Origin of the sequence: Streptomyces sp. NPDC006208 (genome assembly GCF_040613775.1) — a bacterium.
In the GTDB taxonomy this organism is placed as follows: domain Bacteria; phylum Actinomycetota; class Actinomycetes; order Streptomycetales; family Streptomycetaceae; genus Streptomyces.
Genome location: NZ_JBEXSW010000003.1, coordinates 162,391 through 182,584 on the forward strand (window position 1 = coordinate 162,391; position 20,194 = coordinate 182,584).

The 20,194-nt window shown below is 71.2% G+C and carries 16 protein-coding genes and 1 pseudogene; 15 read left to right on the top strand and 2 right to left on the bottom strand.

What is annotated here, in order from left to right; genetic code table 11:
* Positions 1-74: 74 nt before the first annotated feature.
* Entirely contained in the window at positions 75-479 is a 405-nt protein-coding gene (locus ABZ208_RS03420; protein ID WP_356907882.1) for a (2Fe-2S) ferredoxin domain-containing protein, read from the top strand.
* Positions 480-515: 36 nt separating this feature from the next.
* On the opposite strand, the gene fdhD is transcribed toward ABZ208_RS03420, so the two are convergent.
* Together fdhD and ABZ208_RS03430 are read right to left on the bottom strand one after the other, a co-directional pair.
* Entirely contained in the window at positions 516-1,355 is an 840-nt protein-coding gene (fdhD, locus tag ABZ208_RS03425; protein WP_356907883.1) for a formate dehydrogenase accessory sulfurtransferase FdhD, read from the bottom strand.
* 5 nt (positions 1,356-1,360) lie between these two features.
* Positions 1,361-1,546 (bottom strand): annotated as a pseudogene (locus ABZ208_RS03430) (Fe-S-binding domain-containing protein); the annotation flags it as partial.
* A gap of 199 nt (positions 1,547-1,745) precedes the next feature.
* Between ABZ208_RS03430 and ABZ208_RS03435 the strand changes: the two are divergent.
* The 14 genes from ABZ208_RS03435 (at position 1,746) to ABZ208_RS03500 (ending at position 20,194) form a co-directional block, all read left to right on the top strand.
* Positions 1,746-2,693 (top strand): beta-ketoacyl-ACP synthase III, encoded by a 948-nt coding sequence (locus ABZ208_RS03435; protein ID WP_356907884.1) that lies wholly within the window; start codon positions 1,746-1,748, stop codon positions 2,691-2,693.
* Positions 2,694-2,770: 77 nt separating this feature from the next.
* Positions 2,771-3,232, top strand: coding sequence for an NUDIX domain-containing protein (locus ABZ208_RS03440; RefSeq protein ID WP_356907885.1), 462 nt, complete (start codon positions 2,771-2,773; stop codon positions 3,230-3,232).
* 251 nt (positions 3,233-3,483) lie between these two features.
* Positions 3,484-4,665: an ROK family transcriptional regulator gene (locus ABZ208_RS03445; protein ID WP_356907886.1), complete on the top strand. Its 1,182-nt coding sequence runs from the start codon at positions 3,484-3,486 to the stop codon at positions 4,663-4,665.
* Positions 4,666-4,787: 122 nt separating this feature from the next.
* On the top strand, positions 4,788-6,311 hold the full coding sequence (locus ABZ208_RS03450) for a sugar ABC transporter ATP-binding protein (protein WP_356907887.1): 1,524 nt from the start codon (positions 4,788-4,790) through the stop codon (positions 6,309-6,311).
* Positions 6,308-7,339 (top strand): ABC transporter permease, encoded by a 1,032-nt coding sequence (locus ABZ208_RS03455; protein ID WP_356907888.1) that lies wholly within the window; start codon positions 6,308-6,310, stop codon positions 7,337-7,339. Before ABZ208_RS03450 ends, ABZ208_RS03455 begins: the two co-directional genes overlap by 4 nt.
* A 65-nt stretch (positions 7,340-7,404) precedes the next feature.
* Positions 7,405-8,451: a substrate-binding domain-containing protein gene (locus tag ABZ208_RS03460; protein WP_356907889.1), complete on the top strand. Its 1,047-nt coding sequence runs from the start codon at positions 7,405-7,407 to the stop codon at positions 8,449-8,451.
* Positions 8,452-8,497: 46 nt separating this feature from the next.
* Positions 8,498-9,715 carry a Gfo/Idh/MocA family oxidoreductase gene (locus ABZ208_RS03465; RefSeq protein WP_356907890.1) on the top strand — a complete coding sequence of 406 codons (1,218 nt, stop codon included), beginning with the start codon at positions 8,498-8,500 and terminating at the stop codon, positions 9,713-9,715.
* Between the two features lie 23 nt (positions 9,716-9,738).
* A complete protein-coding gene (locus ABZ208_RS03470; RefSeq protein ID WP_356907891.1) occupies positions 9,739-10,746 on the top strand; it encodes a sugar phosphate isomerase/epimerase family protein in 1,008 nt (335 codons plus the stop codon).
* Between the two features lie 334 nt (positions 10,747-11,080).
* On the top strand, positions 11,081-14,770 hold the full coding sequence (locus ABZ208_RS03475; RefSeq protein ID WP_356907892.1) for a ThuA domain-containing protein: 3,690 nt from the start codon (positions 11,081-11,083) through the stop codon (positions 14,768-14,770).
* Positions 14,771-14,900: 130 nt separating this feature from the next.
* Positions 14,901-16,046: an inositol-3-phosphate synthase gene (locus ABZ208_RS03480; protein ID WP_356907957.1), complete on the top strand. Its 1,146-nt coding sequence runs from the start codon at positions 14,901-14,903 to the stop codon at positions 16,044-16,046.
* Entirely contained in the window at positions 16,043-17,830 is a 1,788-nt protein-coding gene (locus ABZ208_RS03485; protein WP_356907893.1) for a UbiA family prenyltransferase, read from the top strand. Before ABZ208_RS03480 ends, ABZ208_RS03485 begins: the two co-directional genes overlap by 4 nt.
* Positions 17,827-18,699, top strand: coding sequence for a sugar phosphate isomerase/epimerase family protein (locus ABZ208_RS03490; RefSeq protein ID WP_356907894.1), 873 nt, complete (start codon positions 17,827-17,829; stop codon positions 18,697-18,699). Before ABZ208_RS03485 ends, ABZ208_RS03490 begins: the two co-directional genes overlap by 4 nt.
* A complete protein-coding gene (locus ABZ208_RS03495) occupies positions 18,696-19,346 on the top strand; it encodes an EboA domain-containing protein (protein ID WP_356907895.1) in 651 nt (216 codons plus the stop codon). Before ABZ208_RS03490 ends, ABZ208_RS03495 begins: the two co-directional genes overlap by 4 nt.
* Positions 19,346-20,194: a TatD family hydrolase gene (locus tag ABZ208_RS03500; RefSeq protein ID WP_356907896.1), complete on the top strand. Its 849-nt coding sequence runs from the start codon at positions 19,346-19,348 to the stop codon at positions 20,192-20,194. Before ABZ208_RS03495 ends, ABZ208_RS03500 begins: the two co-directional genes overlap by 1 nt.

Sequence of the window (20,194 nt, forward strand, 5' to 3'; positions counted from 1 at the left end):
GACGTGACCAACGACTCGCCCTGGCGGCACGCCTCGCCGATCCGGACGCGCGCCGTGGCTGACAAGATCGCCGGGTGACGACGTACGCCCTGCGCCCCTTCGGACCCCGCCCCTGCACCCTGGTCGTGTGCCGCGGCTGCTGCTGCGGTGACGCACGCAAGAACCCCGGGACCGATCATGAGGGCCAACTGGCCCGGCTGCGCGAGGCGGCAGCCGCCTCGGGCGGGCGTCTCGCCGTGCGGACCAGCGACTGTCTGGGCCCCTGCGGACAGGCCAACGTGATCGTGGTCCAGCCCTCCACCGAGGGCCGCCGCCGCGGCGCCCGCGCCACCTGGATCGGCTGGGCCCTCGACGACGATGCGACCGACGACGTCATAGCCTGGGCGAACGCCGGCGGGCCCGGTCTCGCCGCCGTCCCGGCCACGCTCGAACTCCAGTTGATCCCGCCGCCCGCTGACGCCCGCCGTCGGATGCGCTGAGCGGACCCGTCGCGTGCCTGCCGCAGCATGCGCGCATCAGACCCCGGTGCCGAGGGCGATGCGCTCGTCGCCCGCATACACGTTCATGTTGGATCCGCGCAGAAAACCGACCAGGGTCAGCCCGGTTTCCACGGCCAGGTCCACCGCGAGCGACGACGGCGCCGACACGGCGGCCAGCACCGGGATGCCCGCCATCACCGCCTTCTGGACCAGCTCGAACGACGCGCGCCCCGAGACCAGCAGGATCGACCGGCTCAACGGCAGCCTGCCCTCCTGCAGAGCCCGCCCGACCAGCTTGTCGACCGCGTTGTGCCGGCCGACGTCCTCGCGTATGTCGACCAGTTCGCCCTCGGGCGAGAAGAGGGCCGCGGCATGCAGGCCCCCGGTCCGGTCGAAGACCTGCTGTGCCGCCCGCAGCCGATCGGGGAGGCCGGCGAGCAGAGCGGGCGCGATCCGGACCGGGGGAGAGTCGTCGATCGGGAAGTGGGCGGTCGTACGGACGGCATCCAGGCTCGCCTTCCCGCACAGCCCGCACGACGACGTCGTGTACACATTGCGCTCCAGCGTGATGTCCGGCAGCGGCACGTCAGGTGCGAGCTGCACATCCACCACGTTGTAGGTGTTCGACCCCTCGTCCGTGGCGCCCGCGCAGTACACGATCGAGCGCACCTGCGAGGGCGAGGAGATCACGCCCTCGCTCACCAGGAAGCCCACTGCCAGCGCGAAGTCGTCGCCCGGGGTGCGCATGGTGATGGCGAGCGGCTTGCCGTTCAGCCGGATCTCCATCGGTTCCTCGGCCACCAAGGTGTCCGGACGGGCCGAGACGGCTCCGTCCCGGATACGGATGGTGCGGCGGCGCTCGGTGACCCGTCCCATGGTGATCAGTCCCGATTCTGAACGTGTTGGAAGCCGAAGCGGCCCTTGATGCGGAGGTTGCCGTGGGTCACCGGGGTGTCGTGCGGCGAGGTGACCTTGACGGTCTCATTGTCCTGCACGTGCAGCGTGAGGTTGCCGCCGGCGCCGCAGTACGCGCAGACCGTGGTCGTCTCCGTCCGCGCCGCTTCGTCCGGCGGAGTCGAGGGCACCACAAGTCGCCGTCAGGAGTCGTCGGCGGTTGCCGCCGACGCCGTACCCGCCGTCCTCGGACCCTTCGGGAAGCTCCAAAGTCCGGACCCCGAAGCTTGTGGGATCACCTGCCCCTGTACTGGCAGGTAGCAGCCAAGACTGGGTGGCTCCTACATTCTTTGCTGAGGGGACCCTCCATCCATGACCGGCTCACGTGTCGTCGCCCTCGGGCACCATCAGCCCGCCAAGGTGCTCACCAACGACGATCTCGCGGCCATGGTCGACACGAGCGACGAGTGGATCCGCACCCGGGTCGGCATCGAGACGCGGCATGTCGCCGGCCCCGACGAGCCGGTCGACGAGCTCGCCGCACACGCCGGTGCCAAGGCGCTGGCCTCCGCGGGCTTCCTGCCCGAGGACATCGACCTCGTGCTGGTCGCCACCTCCACCGCGATCGACCGGTCGCCCAACATGGCGGCGCGGGTCGCGGCCCGCCTCGGGATGCGCTCGCCCGCGGTGATGGACCTCAATGTCGTGTGTGCGGGCTTCACCCATGCGCTCGCCACGGCCGACCACACGCTGCGGGCAGGAGCGGCCACCCGCGCCCTGGTCATCGGCGCGGACAAGATGGCCGAGGTCGCCGACTGGACCGACCGCACCAGCTGCGTACTCGTCGGCGACGGCGCGGGCGCGGCCGTGGTGACGGCGACGGATCCGGGGCAGGAGCCGGGCATAGGCCCGGTGCTGTGGGGTTCCGTACCGGAGATGGGGCATGCCGTACGGATCGAGGGCACTCCGCCGCGGTTCGCGCAGGAGGGCCAGGCCGTCTACCGCTGGGCGACCACGCAGCTGCCCCCGATCGCCCGCAAGGTCTGCGAACGGGCGGGCGTCGCACCCGAGGAGCTCGCGGCCGTGGTGCTGCATCAGGCCAATCTGCGGATCATCGAGCCCGTCGCGCAGAAGATCGGTGCCGTCAACGCGGTGATTGCCCGCGATGTCGTGCAGTCCGGCAACACATCGGCCGCCTCGATCCCGATGGCGCTGTCCAAGCTGGTGCAGCGCGGCGAGATCGGGACGGGCGATCCGGTTCTGCTCTTCGGCTTCGGAGGGAACCTCTCGTACGCGGGGCAGGTCATCCGCTGCCCCTGACGGTCGCTCGCCGAGCCTGCCGGCCGTCCGTCCCCGGCCGACGGCGGCCGGACGTGCGCCGGGGCAGACTGAACGGCATGGTGACGAAACGAAGTGCCGGGCTTCTGCTGTTCCGACGTCGTGACGATCGCGTCGAGGTCCTCCTCGGCCACATGGGCGGCCCGTTCTGGGAGTCCCGCGACGAGGCGGCGTGGTCGGTGCCGAAGGGTGAGTACACCGAGGACGAGCAGCCGATGGCCGCAGCACGGCGGGAGTTCGAGGAGGAGCTCGGACTCGAGCCGCCCGACGGCGACTGGCGGCCCCTCGGCGAGTCCCGCCAGGCGAACGGCAAGATCGTGACGGTGTGGGCGATGGAGGGTGACCTGGACACCGCCCTCGTCGTGCCGGGCACCTTCACGATGGAGTGGCCGCGCGGCTCGGGCGTCGTGCGGGAGTTTCCCGAGATCGACCGGGCCGAGTGGATCGGCATCGACGAGGCACACCAGAAGCTGGTGGCCGGTCAGCGGGTGTTCCTGGAGCGGCTGGACCCGCTGCTGTAACCCGCGGGTTCGGGCCGGCCTTACCACCCTTGTGCCACGCGGGCCGACATCGCCGGCGGCCCGCTGTGCTGTGTCCGGGCGCGGTCACTCACGAACCTTTGTCCCGGGTGTGGAGAAAGTTGTGCCGGAACTGCGCTCAAGTTCTTCCCAGTTGGGCAAAGCGCTGCTACTTTCCCCTCGAAAGCACGACGGAACGGCCTACTGGGGTCCCCACGCCGAAGGCCAGGGGAGGGGAGGGGCTAGTGAGACGTATGACGGCTCGACCCGCGAACGCGCACCAGGCGCGACTGCTCCGGCTACTGCGTGACGGCGGGCCCAACTCCCGCGCGCAGCTGGGCGACCAGGTGGACCTGTCCCGCTCCAAGCTCGCCGTGGAGGTCGACCGACTTCTGGAGACCGGCCTGATCGTCGCGGACGGACTCGCCGCATCCCGCGGCGGCCGCCGCTCCCACAACATCCGGCTCGCGCCGGCACTGCGCTTCCTCGGCGTCGACATCGGCGCCACCTCCATCGACGTGGCCGTCACCAACGCGGAACTGGAGGTGCTCGGACACCTCAACCACCCCATGGACGTACGAGAAGGACCCGTCGCCGTCTTCGAGCAGGTGCTGTCGATGGCCGCCAAGCTCAAGGCGTCCGGGCTCGCCGAAGGCTTCGACGGTGCCGGCATCGGGGTGCCCGGCCCGGTCCGCTTCCCCGAGGGCATACCGGTCGCACCGCCGATCATGCCCGGCTGGGACGGCTTCCCGGTCCGTGAGGCGCTCAGCCAGGACCTCGGCTGCCCCGTCATGGTCGACAACGATGTGAACCTGATGGCGATGGGGGAGCAGCACGCGGGCGTCGCACGCTCCGTCGGAGACTTCCTCTGCATCAAGATCGGGACCGGTATCGGCTGCGGCATCGTCGTCGGGGGCGAGGTCCACCGCGGTACGACGGGCAGCGCCGGCGACATCGGGCACATCCAGGTCGAAGCGGACGGCCGGGCCTGCGCCTGTGGCAACCACGGCTGCCTGGAAGCCTACTTCGGCGGAGCCGCCCTCGCCCGCGACGCCGAGGACGCGGCCCGCAGCGGCCGCTCACCGGAACTCGCTCTCCGGCTCGAGGCGGCCGGCCGCCTCACCGCCGTCGACGTGTCGGCCGCCGCGGCCGCGGGCGACGCCACCGCCCTCGACCTGATCCGCGACGGCGGCAACCGCGTCGGCCAGGTCATCGCGGGACTCGTCAGCTTCTTCAACCCGGGTCTGGTAGTGATCGGCGGCGGTGTGACCGGCCTCGGACACACCCTGCTGGCCAGCGTACGCACCCAGGTCTACCGGCAGTCCCTGCCGCTGGCCACCGGCAATCTCCCCATCGTGCTGGGCGAGTTGGGACCGGCCGCCGGAGTGATCGGCGCCGCCCGGCTCATCAGCGACCACCTGTTCTCACCGGCCTGATTCCCCGGACCGGCCTGCACCCCGCGCCACCGCACCCCGCGCCACCGCACCGCCGCACCCCGCACCGCCGCACCTGGTACCACCCTGCCCGCTCACCGGCCGCACCCGCCGAGGGGAACGTCATGGCACCAGAACCACCCCTGCTCACCATGTCCGGCATCACCAAGTCCTTCCCCGGCGTCCGCGCCCTCGACGGCGTCGACCTGGAGGTCCAGGCCGGCGAAGTCCACTGCCTCCTCGGCCAGAACGGCGCCGGCAAGTCCACCCTGATCAAGGTGCTGGCCGGAGCCCACCAGCCGGACGGCGGAGAGATCACATGGCAGGGCGAGCAGGTCACGCTGGGGTCCCCGATCGCCGCCATGCGCCTCGGCATCGCCACCATCTACCAGGAACTCGACCTGGTCGAAGGGCTGTCGGTCGCCGAGAACGTCTTTCTCGGACACGAACCCACCACCGCCGGCTTCGTCGTGCGCTCCGGTACTGCGCGCACCCGGGCGGCCCAGCTTCTGAAGCGGCTCGGCCACCCCGAGATCGACCCGGCACGCCTCGTCGGCTCCCTCTCCGCCGCCCAGCAGCAGATCGTCTCCATGGCCCGCGCCCTCTCCCACGAGGTACGCCTGATCGTGATGGACGAGCCGTCCGCCGCCCTTGACCCCGACGAGGTGGACAACCTCTTCCGGATCGTGGGCGATCTGACCGCCGACGGCGTCGCGGTCGTCTACATCTCCCACCGACTGGAGGAGATCCGCAGGATCGGCGACCGGGTGACCGTCCTCAAGGACGGGCGGGCGGTCGCCGTGGGTCTGCCCGCCAAGTCGACCCCGACGCGCGACGTGGTCGCGCTGATGACCGGACGCCATGTCGAGTACGTCTTCCCGCCGCGCCCCGACAACGCTGTCGCCGCCACCGGTGAACCGATTCTGCGGGTCGAAGGGCTCAGCCGGGATGGCGAGTTCGCACCCGTCGACATGGAACTGCGCCCCGGCGAGATCGTCGGCCTCGCAGGCCTCGTCGGATCCGGCCGCTCCGAAATCCTCGAGACGATCTACGGAGCCCGCCGGCCGAGCGCCGGCCGTGTACTCGTCGACGGCAGCCCGCTGCGCCCGGGCAGCGTACGCTCCGCCGTCCGCGCCGGCATCGGACTCGCCCCCGAGGAGCGCAAGGCGCAAGGGCTGCTGATGCTGGAGTCCGTCACCCGCAACGTCTCCCTCTCGACCCTCCCGCGGTTCGCCCGCGGCGGCTGGCTCGACCGGCGCCGCGAGCGCGCCGCCGCCCAGCAGGCCACCCGGGAACTCTCCCTGCGTCCCGACGACCCCGACGCCCGCATCCGCACCCTGTCCGGCGGCAACCAGCAAAAGGCAGTACTCGCCCGCTGGCTGCTGCGCGGCTGCCGCGTGCTGCTGCTCGACGAGCCCACCCGAGGCGTCGACGTCGGTGCCCGTGCCGAGCTGTACACCGTGATCCGCCGGCTGGCCGACGAAGGCCTTGCCGTACTCCTCGTCTCCAGCGAAGTGCCCGAGGTCCTGGGACTCGCCGACCGGGTGCTGGTGCTGCGCGAGGGCAGCGTCGTACACACGGCCGACGCCCGGCAGCTCGACGAGCACCGCGTACTCGACCTCGTGATGGAAGGGAGCCCGACGGCATGACGCAGCCAGCCTCTCCGGCGCAGCAGGACGCGCCTGTGACCACCGCCAAGTCCGCACCCGCGGTATCGGGCAGGCGACCCCTCGGACTGCACCTCGATGTCCGCAACCTCTCGCTGCTCGGCGTCCTCGCCGCCCTGATCGCGGTCGGCGGAATCACCAAGCCCGACGAGTTCCTTGCCACCAGCAACCTCCAACTGGTCCTCACCCAGGCCTCCGTCATCGGCGTGGTCACCGTCGGCATGACCTTCGTGATCACCAGCGGCGGCATCGACCTGTCGGTCGGCGCCATCGTGGCGCTCGCCTCCGTATGGGCGACGACCGTCGCCACCCAGGAGTACGGTTTCGCCGGCATCCTCTTCACCGCGTTGATCGTCGGTGTCGGCTGCGGGCTGGTGAACGGACTGCTCATCGCCTACGGCGGGATGGTCCCCTTCATCGCCACCCTGGCCATGCTCGCCGCCGCACGCGGACTCGCCCTCCAGATCACCGACGGCAAGACCCAGATCGTCACCGTCAACTCCGTGCTCGACCTCGGCATCAAGGACGCCTACATCCTCGGCATCCCACCGCTGGTGCTGGTCTTCGCCGCGGTGACCGCCGTCGGCTGGCTCGTCCTCAACCGCACCACCTTCGGCCGCCGCACCGTCGCCGTCGGCGGCAACGCGGAAGCAGCCCGGCTCGCAGGCATCGACGTACGCCGCCAACGCCTCTACCTCTACCTGCTGTCCGGACTGTGCTGCGGCATCGCCGCCTTCATGCTGATCGTCCTTGCCGGCTCCGGCCAGAACACCAACGGCAACCTCTACGAACTCGACGCCATCGCCGCCGCGATCATCGGCGGCACCCTCCTCAGCGGCGGCCGGGGCACCATCGCCGGCTCGGTCCTCGGCGTCCTCGTCTTCACCACGATCACCAACATCTTCGCGCTCAACAACCTGGAGAGCGCCGTCCAGCAGATCGCCAAGGGCGCCATCATCGTCGCCGCCGTACTGATCCAGCACCGCACCCTGCGCGGCGGCGAGGCCTGACCTCCCCGCTCGCCCCTCACGTCCCCCACCCCTGTTGCACCGCCCAGCCGAAGGGTTGATCCGTCATGCCAGAAATCCCCGCCACCAGCCGCAGAGGACTGCTCTTCGGCACCGCCGCCGTCTCCGCCGGCGCGCTGCTGACCGCCTGCACCAGCAACGAACCCAAGAAGCAGGAGCCGGCCGCCCAGAACGCGCCCTCCGCCGACGACAAGCCGGGCAAGCCCGTCACCATCGGATTCGCCGGCCCCCAGGCCGACCACGGCTGGCTGAACGCCATCAACGACAACGCCAAGTCCCGGGCCAAGAAGTACTCCGACGTGACCCTGGAGATCACCGAAGGTTCCAACGACACGGCGATCCAGATCGGCCAGGTCCAGACCCTGATCAACAAGAAGGTCGACGTGCTGGTGATCCTGCCCGCCGACGGCAAGGCGCTCACCCAGGTCGGCCTGCAGGCCATGAAGGCGGGTATCCCCGTCGTCAATCTGGACCGGATCTTCGCCACCCCGCAGGCCTACCGCTGCTGGATCGGCGGCGACAACTACGGCATGGGCCTCAACGCCGGCAACTACATCGGCGAGCAGCTCAAGGACAAGCCGAACGCCAAGGTGATCGAGCTCGCCGGAATGGACAACCTGGAGCTCACCAAGCAGCGCACCCAGGGCTTCGACGACGCGCTGAAGAACTACCCCAACATCAAGAAGGTGGCCCGGCAGGCCGCCGACTTCACCGTCGAGTCGGGCCAGGCCAAGATGGCCCAGCTGCTCCAGGCCCAGTCGAAGTTCGACGCCCTGTGGAACCACGACGACGACCAGGGCGTGGGCGCGCTGCGCGCCATCGCCCAGGCCGGCCGCAAGGACTTCCTGATGGTCGGCGGTGCCGGCGCCAAGTCCGCGATGGACGCCATCAAGGCCGACAACAGCGTCCTCAAGGCGACTGTCCTGTACCCGCCGACCATGGCGGCCTCCGCCATCGACCTCGCCCGCGCACTCGGGCAGGGCAAGGGCATCAGCGGGATGTCCGAACTGGAGATCCCCGCCTCGCTGACCCTGTACTCGGCCGTCGTGACCAAGGACAACGTCGACGAGTACCTGCCCACCGGCTTCAGCTGACCGGCGCGCCCGCCCCCACCGAGCACACCGACGAGGAGGAATCCGTATGGAGCACACGGACAGCGAGGCCGCGCCGCCGACACTCGGCGTCGGCATGGTCGGCTACGCCTTCATGGGCGCCGCCCATTCGCAAGGGTGGCGCACCGCGGGACGCGTCTTCGACCTGCCGCTGCGGCCGGTCCTCGCCGCGATCGGCGGCCGTGACGCGCAGGCCGTGCGGGCCGCGGCCGGCAAACACGGCTGGGCCGCGGCGGAGACCGACTGGCGCGCCCTCGTGGCCCGCGACGATGTGCAGCTGGTCGACATCTGCACACCGGGGGACAGCCATGCGGAAATCGCCATCGCGGCGCTGGAGGCGGGAAAGCACGTCCTGTGCGAGAAGCCGCTCGCCAATTCGGTGGCCGAGGCCGAGGCCATGGTCACGGCCGCCGAAGCGGCAAGGGCGCGTGGCCAAGTGGCCATGGTCGGCTTCAACTACCGGCGGGTGCCGGCCATCACCTACGCCCGGAGCCTGATCGCCGAGGGCAGGCTGGGCACCCTGCGCCATGTCCGGGTGACCTACCTCCAGGACTGGCTGGTCGACCCGGAGTTCCCGCTGACCTGGCGGCTCAAGGCCGAGCGCGCGGGCTCCGGGGCGCTCGGCGATCTCGGGGCGCACATCGTCGACCTCGCGCAGTACCTCGCGGGGGAGCTGCTGGTCGGCGTCTCGGCGCAGTTGGAGACCTTCGTACGAGAACGGCCGCTGCTCGCGGGCGCCTCGGCCGGACTGTCCGCGTCCGGCGGCATCGAGCGCGGTCCGGTCACCGTCGACGACGCCGCCCTGTTCACCGGCCGGCTCGCCTCGGGGGCGCTGGCCTCCTTCGAGGCGACCCGGATGGCGTCGGGCCGCAAGAACGCGCTGCGGCTCGAGATCAACGGTGAGCTCGGCTCGCTCGCCTTCGACCTGGAGCGGCTGAACGAGCTCTCGTTCCACGACCACAGCGAGCCCGCCACCACGGCCGGATTCCGGCGGATCCTGGTCACCGAGGCGGAGCACCCGTACCTCGAGGCCTGGTGGCCGCCGGGCCATGCGCTCGGCTACGAGCACACCTTCGCCCACCAGGCCCGTGACCTGGTACTCGCGATCGCCGCGGAGGCCGACCCGGCGCCGTCGTTCGCCGACGGGCTACAGGTGCAGCGCGTGCTCGCGGCGGTGGAGGAGAGCGTCGCGAAGAACGCCGCGTACACCCCCGTACCCACAGCACAAGCGGCCCCGGCCGCGTAGACACAGCCTCAGGAGGAGGTCCGATGCCACGCCCGTTCACGCTGTTCACCGGCCAGTGGGCCGATCTGCCGCTGGAGGAGGTCTGCCGGCTCGCCCGGGACTTCGGTTACGACGGTCTCGAACTCGCCTGCTGGGGCGACCACTTCGAGGTCGACAAGGCGCTCGCCGACCCGTCCTACCTGGACGGGCGGCGTGCACTCCTCGACAAGTACGGACTCAAATGCTGGGCGATCTCCAACCATCTGGTCGGCCAGGCCGTCTGCGACAACCCCATCGACGAACGGCACCAGGGCATTCTGCCCGCCCGTATCTGGGGCGACGGCGAAGCGGAGGGCGTACGGCAGCGGGCCGCAGCGGAGCTCAAGGACACCGCCAGGGCCGCGGCCGCCTTCGGGGTGCGCACGGTCATCGGCTTCACCGGCTCGTCCATCTGGCATCTGGTGGCAATGTTCCCGCCGGTCCCGGAGCGGATGATCGACCGTGGTTACGAGGACTTCGCGGAGCGCTGGAACCCGATCCTCGACGTCTTCGAGGCCGAGGGCGTGCGCTTCGCCCACGAGGTGCACCCCAGCGAGATCGCCTACGACTACTGGACGACCAAGCGTGCCCTGGAGGCGGTCGGCAACCGGCCCGCCTTCGGGCTCAACTTCGACCCGAGCCACTTCGTGTGGCAGGACCTGGACCCGGTCGGCTTCCTGTACGACTTCCGGGACCGGATCTACCACGTCGACTGCAAGGAGGCCCGCAAGCGCCTCGACGGGCGCAACGGGCGGCTCGGCTCCCATCTGCCGTGGGGAGACCCGCGGCGCGGCTGGGACTTCGTCTCGGCCGGGCACGGTGACGTGCCCTGGGAGGACGTGTTCCGGATGCTGCGCTCCATCGGTTACGACGGCCCGGTCTCGGTGGAGTGGGAGGACGCGGGAATGGACCGGCTGCAGGGCGCCCCGGAAGCGCTTGCCGGTCTGAAGCGGTTCGACTTCGACCCGCCCAGCGCCTCCTTCGATGCCGCGTTCGGCGGTGGCGACCAGTAGAAAACAGCAGGTGCCGAGCCCGGCGGTGCATCCGCCGCCGGGCCGGTCCGGCCTGCCTCGACCCGGCTTTGTCCTGATCCGGGAGAAAGTTCAACTTCCTTGCTGCACAAGGGCTTTCCGTCCAGGACGAACCCGGCTACCGTCCCTTCAGGCGTACAGGACACAGGTGGTCCCCGGTGTGACGGCGCACTCCGGTTCCACGGAATCAGCCCGGCGCGCGGTGCGAACAGCACCGTCACGAGGGCCGGCAGCGCGGCTCCGCGCGACCGGTCCGGCCCGGCTCAGCACTCCACGGCAACCCGCCCGTTCGACCGGCCACTACCGGAGGACATACGTGCACAGCAAACGGCACAGAGCCCGCAAGGCACTCGCACTCCTCACCGGCAGCCTTCTCGCCGCCACCTCACTCGCCCTCACCGCGCCGCAGGCAACCGCGGCCGACCCGGAAGCGGCCGCAGCGGCCGCCGCGGAATTCCAACAGGTCACCCTCGCCAAGGGCGGCGAGGAGACCGGTGAACCCATGTCGCTGGCCGTACTGCCGAACCGCAGCGTCCTGCACACCTCCCGCAACGGGGAGCTGCGCATGACGGACGCCGCGGGCAACACCCGCGTGGTGGGCAGCATCCCCGTCTACTCGCACGACGAGGAAGGGCTCCAAGGCATCGCCCTGGACCCGAAGTTCAGCGAGAACCGGGCCGTCTACCTCTACTACGCACCCCCGCTGGACACTCCCGCGGGCGATGCCCCCAACGAGGGAACCGCCGCGGACTTCGCCAGGTTCGACGGAGTCAACCGTCTCTCCCGCTTCGTCCTGAAGGCCGACGGCACACTCGACAACGCCAGCGAGAAGAAGGTCATCGACGTTCCGGCGACCCGCGGCATCTGCTGCCACGTCGGCGGCGACATCGACTTCGACGCGGCCGGCAACCTGTACCTGTCGACCGGCGACGACTCCAACCCCTTCGCCTCCGACGGCTACACGCCCATCGACGACCGGCCCGGACGCAACCCCGCCTACGACGCCCGTCGCACCTCGGGCAACACCAACGACCTGCGCGGCAAGATCCTGCGGATCAAGGTGAACGACGACGGGTCGTACTCCGTCCCCGAGGGCAACCTCTTCGCTCCCGGCACCGACAAGACGCGGCCCGAGATCTACGCCATGGGCTTCCGCAACCCCTTCCGGTTCAGCGTCGACAAGAAGACCGGCATCGTCTACGTCGGTGACTACGGCCCCGACGCCGGTGCCGCCGACCCGAACCGCGGACCCGCCGGCCAGGTCGAGTTCGCCCGTGTCACCGGCCCCGGCAACTTCGGCTGGCCGTTCTGCACCGGCAACAACGACGCCTACCGCGACTACGACTTCGCCACCAAGACCTCCGGTCCGGCGTTCGACTGCGACGCCCCGAAGAACGACTCCCCGTACAACACCGGACTCGTCGACCTGCCACCCGCGCAGAAGGCATGGATTCCGTACAACGGCGGATCGGTACCCGAGTTCGGCACCGGCTCCGAGTCCCCCATGGGCGGACCCGTCTACCGCTACGACGCCGCATCGACCTCGCCGGTGAAGTTCCCCGAGGAGTACGACGGGGACTTCTTCGCCGGTGAGTTCGGCCGGCGCTGGATCAAACGGATCGAGCAGGGTGAGGACGGCGCCGTCCAGTCGATCAACCCCGTGTCCTGGACCGGAACGCAGATCATGGACATGGCGTTCGGGCCCGACGGTGCGCTGTACGTCCTGGACTACGGCACCGCCTGGTTCGGCGGCGACGAGAACTCGGGCCTCTACCGCATCGAGAACGCCACCGACGGACGCTCCCCGGTCGCCGAAGCGGCAGCGAACAAGACCTCCGGCAAGGCGCCGCTGCGCGTCTCCTTCTCCTCGGCCGGCACCACGGACGCCGACGGCGACGACCTCACGTACTCCTGGGACTTCGGTGACGGCGGCACCTCCACCGCCGCCGACCCCACCTACACCTACAAGAAGAACGGCACCTACACCGCCACCGTCACCGCCAAGGACCCGAGCGGCCGTACCGGATCCGCCAGCGTCCATGTCGTCGTCGGCAACACCGCACCCAAGGTGACCCTCGAACTCCCCGCTGAAGGCGCGCTGTTCAGCTTCGGCGACGAGATCCCCTTCAAGGTCACGGTGACCGACCCGGAGGACGGCACCATCGACTGCGCCAAGGTCAAGGTGACCTATGTCCTCGGCCACGACAGCCACGGACACCCGGTCACCTCTGCCAACGGCTGCACCGGCACCATCAAGACCTCCGCGGACGGCGGTCACGACCAGGACGCCAACATCTTCGGAGTCTTCGACGCCGAGTACACCGACGGCGGAGGCGGCGGCCAGGCCGCGCTGACCAGCCACGACCAGTCCCAGCTCCAGCCGCGACACCGCCAGGCCGAGCACTTCAACGGCTCCGCCGGCATCAAGACGTACGACAAGACGGCCGCGCACGGCGGCAGGACGGTCGGCGACATCGACAACGGCGACTGGATCTCCTTCAAGCCGTACAACCTCACCGGGTCCACCAAGCTCACCGCCCGGATCTCCTCCGGCGGTGCCGGCGGCTTCCTCGAGGTGCGCACCGGCTCCGCGAGCGGCCCGATCCTCGGCTCGGCACCGGTACCGGTGACCGGCAGCTGGGAGACCTTCCAGGACATCGACGTGCCGCTACGGGCCGTACCGACGAAGACCACCGAACTCTTCCTCGTCTTCAAGGGAGGAGCCGGGGCCCTGTACGACGTCGACGACTTCGAACTGTCCGACACGCCCGTCGACCGGAGTGCCAAGCGGGTCCTCGTCTTCTCCAAGACCGCCGGCTTCCGCCACGACTCCATCGCGACCGGTGTTGCCGCACTGAAGGAACTCGGGGCGGGCAGCAACATCACGGTCGACGCCACCGAGGAGGCCGGGCAGTTCACGACCAGCAACCTGGCCCGCTACGACGCGGTGGTGTTCCTGTCCACCACAGGTGACGTGCTGAACGCCGACCAGCAGAAGGCGTTCGAGAACTACGTGGCCACCGGCGGCGGCTACATGGGCGTGCACGCCGCGGCCGACACCGAGTACGACTGGTCCTTCTACGGGGGGCTCGTCGGCGCCTACTTCCAGTCCCACCCCCACATCCAGAAGGCGACCGTCCGGGTGGAGGACCACGACCACCCGGCCACCTCCCACCTGGACGAGGCCTGGGAGCGCACCGACGAGTGGTACAACTACCGGACCAACCCGCGCTCGCAGGCCCGGGTCCTGGCCACCCTGGACGAAACCACCTACCAGGGCGGCACCATGAAGGGCGACCACCCGATCGCCTGGTGCCAGACCTACGAGGGCGGCCGCGCCTTCTACACCGGCGGGGGCCACACCAAGGAGTCGTACGCCGAGCCCGCTTTCCGGCAGCACCTGCTCGGCGGACTGCGCTACGCGGCCGGCCAGGTGAGCGCCGACTGCAAGCCGCGGACCGGCTACCGGCCGATCTTCAACGGCAAGACCCTCGAAGGGTGGAAGCAGGCCGGGCCCGGCACGTTCGACGTCGTCGACGGCGAACTGCGCTCCCAGGGCGGCATGGGCATGCTCTGGTACCAGGCCAAGGAGCTGAAGGCGTACTCCCTCAAGCTCGACTGGAAGATGGCGGGCGACGACAACTCCGGTGTCTTCGTCGGATTCCCGGCCTCCGACGACCCGTGGTCCGCGGTGAACAACGGCTACGAGGTGCAGATCGACGCCACGGATGCCGCCGACCGCACCACGGGCGCGGTCTACGGCTTCAAGTCGGCGAACATCAAGGCCCGCGACCAGGTCCTGCGGCCGCCCGGCCAGTGGAACAGCTACGAGATCCGGGTCCAGGGCGAACGGCTCCAGGTCTTCCTCAACGGAGTGAAGATCAACGACTTCACCAACACCGACCCGGCCCGCAGCCTCAGGGACGGCTACATCGGCATCCAGAACCACGGGGCCGCCGACCAGGTGTCCTTCAGGGACATCCAGCTGAAGGAGCTGCCTTCGTAGGCGGCCCGCAGACCGACGGCGGGCGGGGAGGCGCCGTACCCTCCGCCCGCCGTCACCACCACACCGAAGGGCAGGGAGGGCAGCCGTGACCAACGGAAATCGACGTTCCGAAGGCACCGGGCGAACCGGAATCACCGGGCGGACCGCTCACAACGGTCGCACCGGGCGGACCGGTCGCACCGGAGTCTGGTTCGTGGGAGCACGCGGATCGGTGGCCACCACAGCCGTCGCGGGCTGGGCGGCCGTCACAGCCGGACTGCACCCGCCGACCGGCATGGTCACCGAGACGCCGGCCTTCGCCGACGCCGGTCTGCCGCCCCTGCCCTCACTCGTCTTCGGCGGACACGACACCGCCCACTGTCCGTTGCCCAAACGGGCCGAGAAACTCACCGGAGCCGGGGTGCTGCCGCACGGGCTCGTCAAAGCCGTCCACGGCGAACTGGCCGCCGCCGACGAAGAGATACGCGCCGGGGGACCGCAGCCGGGAGACACCCGCACCGACGAGGAACTCATCGCCGCTTTCAGCGACGACCTGAGCTCCTTCCGTGAGCGGCTCGGGCTCGCCCGGGTCGTCGTCCTCAACGTCTCCTCCACCGAGCCGCTGCCGGAACCGGGCGCCGTGCGGCTGGCGCCCAGCTCGCTGTACGCGGCAGCGGCACTCCGCGCCGGCTGCCCGTACGTCAACTTCACCCCCTCCACCGGGCTGCGTACACCTGCCCTCCAGGACGCCGTCGTGGCCAGTGGACTTCCCCACGCGGGCCGCGACGGCAAGACCGGCCAGACGCTGCTGCGCGCCGTGCTCGCCCCGATGTTCGTGCAGCGGGCGCTCTCGGTCAGGGCCTGGTCCGGCACCAACCTGCTGGGTGGCGGCGACGGTGCGGCGCTGGCCGACCCGGGCGCGGCGGCCGCGAAGAACGCGGGCAAGGAGCGGGTGCTCGCGGACGTGCTGGGCAGCGCGCCCGAGGGTGAGGTCCACATCGACGACGTCCCTGCGCTCGGCGACTGGAAGACGGCGTGGGACCACATCGCCTTCGAGGGCTTCCTCGGATCGCGGATGATCCTCCAGACCATCTGGCAGGGCTGCGACTCGGCCCTCGCCGCGCCCCTCGTCCTGGACCTGGCCCGTCTGGTGGCCCGCGCCCACGCTGCCGGCCTGTCCGGGCCGCTCCCGGAACTCGGCTTCTACTTCAAGGACCCGGACGGCGGCCCCGCCGCGCTCGCCGACCAGTTCGGTGAGCTGCTCTCGTTCGCAGACCGCCTGCGGGAGGCCCAATGATCCGGTCCCTGCTGACGCGCCTCGCGCCCGCCCGGCTGCGGCCTCGCGCCGAAAGAACCGCAGGGTCCGAGGACCCCGCCCGTCCGGCCGGCCCGGCGAAGCTCGCCGGTCCTGCGGGTCCAGGGCGTGCCGCCGGTCCGGCGAAGCTCACCGGTCCCGCCGGTCCCGCCGGCCCCGAGGGTGCCGCAGGTCATGTGGGCCCGGCCCACACCTCCGGTCCTGTGGGCCAGTCGGGTCCCGCCGGTCCCGAGGGAATCGGCGGTCCCGTCGGTCCCGAGGGTGCCGCAGGTCCGGCGGGCCCGGCCCGCACTTCTGGTCCCGCCGGCCGTGCCGGTCCGGCGGGACCGATCCCCGAGCCCCGCACCGCCCGGGCCGGACTTCGTGCCTGGGCCGAACTGCTGCGTATCTCCGCCCTGTTCACGGTCCCGGGCGATGCCCTCGCAGGCGCCGCAGCCGCAGGCGCGCGCCCGAACCGGGGCACGGCCTTCGCCGTGGGCGCGTCCTTGTGCCTGTACGAGGCGGGCATGGCACTCAACGACTGGTCGGACCGCGCCGAGGACGCCGTCGACCGCCCCCACCGCCCGATCCCCTCCGGCCGCATCACCCCGGCCGCGGCGCTCACCGCCTCGGCGGCCCTGACAGCAGCAGGTCTGGCCCTGGCCGCCAGGGCGGGCCGCCCGGCCCTGGCGGTGGCAGCGGCCCTGTCGGCGACGGTCTGGGCCTACGACCTCCGCCTGAAGCACACCAAGGCGGGCCCGGCCGCAATGGCGGTGGCCCGCGGCCTGGACCTGCTGCTGGGTGCGACGGCAACGTTGTCCGGCGGGTCCGCGAACGCGGTCCACAACGGCCCTGGCGCGCCTCGCGGTTCGGACCGTCGGGGGCCGGCCGTGCCGGCGGCGGCCGGCGTTCGGCGCACGCGGGCCGCGCACCCGGACACGCCACCCAGGACACCGCGCACCTCTCGTCCGGCGTCCCCGTCCGGTGCTGCGGGCACCATCGCGGCCACCCGGGCGGTCCGCGGCGTCACCTGGCCGCTCACGCGTGCCCTCGACGCCCCGCCCGGTGTCGCGACCGCACCCGGCACCGGGCTCGCACGGGCCGCCCGCACGGCCTGGCCGACTCCGCTTGCCGCAGCCGCCGCGTCCCGCGGTGCCGGTCGCGCTCCGGCCGACGGAGCGCAGCGCACCGTCCAGCCGATGGATGTGGCAACGCCCGGTCTGTCGCGTCCGCCGGGCGCGGACGATGCAGCGGCCGCTCTCCGGGCGCTGCCCGCCGCCGCGCTGCTCGCCGCACACACCTATGCCGTCACCTCCGTGTCCCGTCATGAGGCGCAGGGCGGATCCACCCTCGCACCTCTGGCGGCCCTCGCCACCACGGCCGCCATCGCTGCCGCGGTGTCACGGCCCGGCACCCGGCAGGCCCTCCCGGCCGGCGCCCGTCGGCGGTACGCCGCGCCGCGCCGCGGGCCCGACCCCGCCCGGGGCCGCGCACGACAGAGCCTGCCCCCGAGCGTCGGCACCGGCCGGGCAGGGGAGAACGCCTCGCGGCTGGTCACCTCCCTCCTCACCGCCGCCTACCTCCGCACCACCACCCAGCCTCTCCTCCACGCCGCACTCAACCCCTCCCCGCCCCTCACCCAACGGGCCGTCGGTGGCGGAATCCGGGCCATGATCCCCCTCCAGTGCGCCCTCGCCGCCCGCGCCGGCGCCAACGTCACCGGCCTCGCCGTCATGGGACTCGCACCACTCGGCCGAACACTCGCCCGGAAAGTGAGCCTGACATGAGTCCCGCGCCGGCCCCCGCGCCCCACCTCCGCCTCGGCTACGGCACCAACGGCCTCACCGACCTCCGGCTCGACGACGCCCTCGCCCTCCTCGCCGACCTCGGGTACGACGGCGTCGGGCTGACCCTCGACCACATGCACCTCGACCCCCTCGCCCCCGACCTCGCGGCCCGCACCGCCCGCGTGGCCCGCAGGCTCGGTGAACTCGGCCTCACCGCGACCGTCGAGACCGGCGCCCGCTATGTCCTCGACCCCCGTCGCAAGCACGGCCCGTCCCTCCTCGACCCCGACCCGGACGCCCGGGCCGCCCGCACCCGGCTGCTGATCACCGCCGTGCGCGTCGCTGCCGACCTCGGTGCCCATGCCGTGCACTGCTTCAGTGGCATCACCCCGCCCGGCACCGACCCCGACACCGCCTTCAAGCGCCTGGAGGAGGCGCTCCTGCCCGTCCTCGACGCCGCCGCGACCGCGGGCGTGCCGGTCGCGATCGAGCCCGAACCCGGCCACCTGGTCGAAGCCCTCGCCGACTTCCACCACCTGCGCACCTGCCTCGGCAACCCCGCGCCCCTCGGCCTCACCCTCGACATCGGCCACTGCCAGTGCCTGGAACCCCTGCCCCCTGCCGACTGCATCCGCGAGGCCGCGCCCTGGCTGCGACACGTCCAGATCGAGGACATGCGCCGGGGCGTCCACGAGCACCTGCCCTTCGGTGACGGCGAGATCGACTTCCCGCCCGTGCTCGACGCCCTCGCAGCCACCGGCTACCAGGGCCTGACCGTCGTCGAGCTGCCCCGTCACTCCCACGCGGGCCCCGAACTCGCCCGTGCCTCGATCGAGTTCCTCCGCCCGAAGGGAGCACCGGCATCATGACCCCCTCCCGCAGGGACATCGACGCCCGTCTCGACGAACCGGCTCGCACATGGCTCGGCGACGCCCTCGCCGAAGCCATCCGCGCGGCCGCCGAGGCGGCCCCGTCGCCCTCCCCGTACGCCACCCACACCTGGGAACTCCGCTTCGCCGCCGCCGGACGGCACTGCGGCCCGGCCAACGCCGACTCCGTGCGCACCCTCCTCCTCGTCGCAGCGCACGCGGGCGTGGAGACCCTCACCCGCCTCTACCAGCAGGGCACCGCAGCCGAACGCCGCGCCGTGCTTCTCGCATTGCCCGCCCTGATCGACGGCCCCGTCGCCCTGCCCCTGGTCGAGGACGCCCTGCGCACCAACGACACCCGCCTCGTCGAAGCGGCCGTCGGCCCCTATGCCGCCACCCACCTCGACACCCACGCCTGGCGACACGCCGTCCTCAAGTGCCTGTTCACCGGTGTGCCCCTCGACGCCGTCGCCGGATTGGACCGCCGCGCCCAGGGCGACGGCGAACTCTCCCGGATGCTGACCGACTACGCCGCCGAGCGCACCGCCGCCGGCCGCGACATCCCCCACGATCTGACGCGCGTGCTGGCCCTGACCGGCGGAAAGTCCGAGCAATCCGAGCACTCCGAGCAGTCCGAGGAGTCCTGATGCGTATCTTCGACCCCCACATCCACATGACCTCCCGCACCACCGACGACTACGAGGCCATGTATGCCGCGGGCGTACGCGCGCTCGTCGAGCCGTCCTTCTGGCTCGGCCAGCCCCGTACCTCGCCCGCGAGCTTCTTCGACTACTTCGACGCACTCCTCGGCTGGGAACCCTTCCGCGCCGCCCAGTACGGCATAGCCCACCACTGCACGATCGCCCTCAACCCCAAAGAGGCCAACGACCCCCGTTGCACCCCGGTCCTGGACGCACTGCCCCGCTATCTCGTCAAGGACTCCGTCGTGGCCGTCGGCGAGATCGGCTACGACTCCATGACCCCCGCGGAGGACTTCGCACTTGCCGCGCAGCTCCAACTGGCCGCCGACCACGGCTTGCCCGCCCTCGTCCACACCCCGCACCGGGACAAGCTCGCCGGGCTGCACCGCACCGTCGACGTCATCCGCGAGTCGGACCTGCCGGCCGACCGCGTCCTGCTCGACCACCTCAATGAGACCACCGTAGAACCCGCCACCGACAGCGGCTGCTGGCTCGGTTTCTCCATCTATCCCGACACCAAGATGGACGAGGACCGCATGGTCTCGATCCTGAAGACCTACGGGACCGAGAAGGTCCTGGTCAACTCGGCCGCCGACTGGGGCAGGAGTGACCCGCTCAAGACCCGCAAGGTCGGCGACACGATGCTCGCGTCCGGCTTCACCGAGGACGACGTCGATCAGGTCCTGTGGCGCAACCCCGTCGCCTTCTACGGTCTCAGCGGCCGTCTCCAGCTCGACCTGCCCGGACCGGAAGGTCTGCACGAAGGCAACTCGATCCTCCGCGGCGGGGAATGA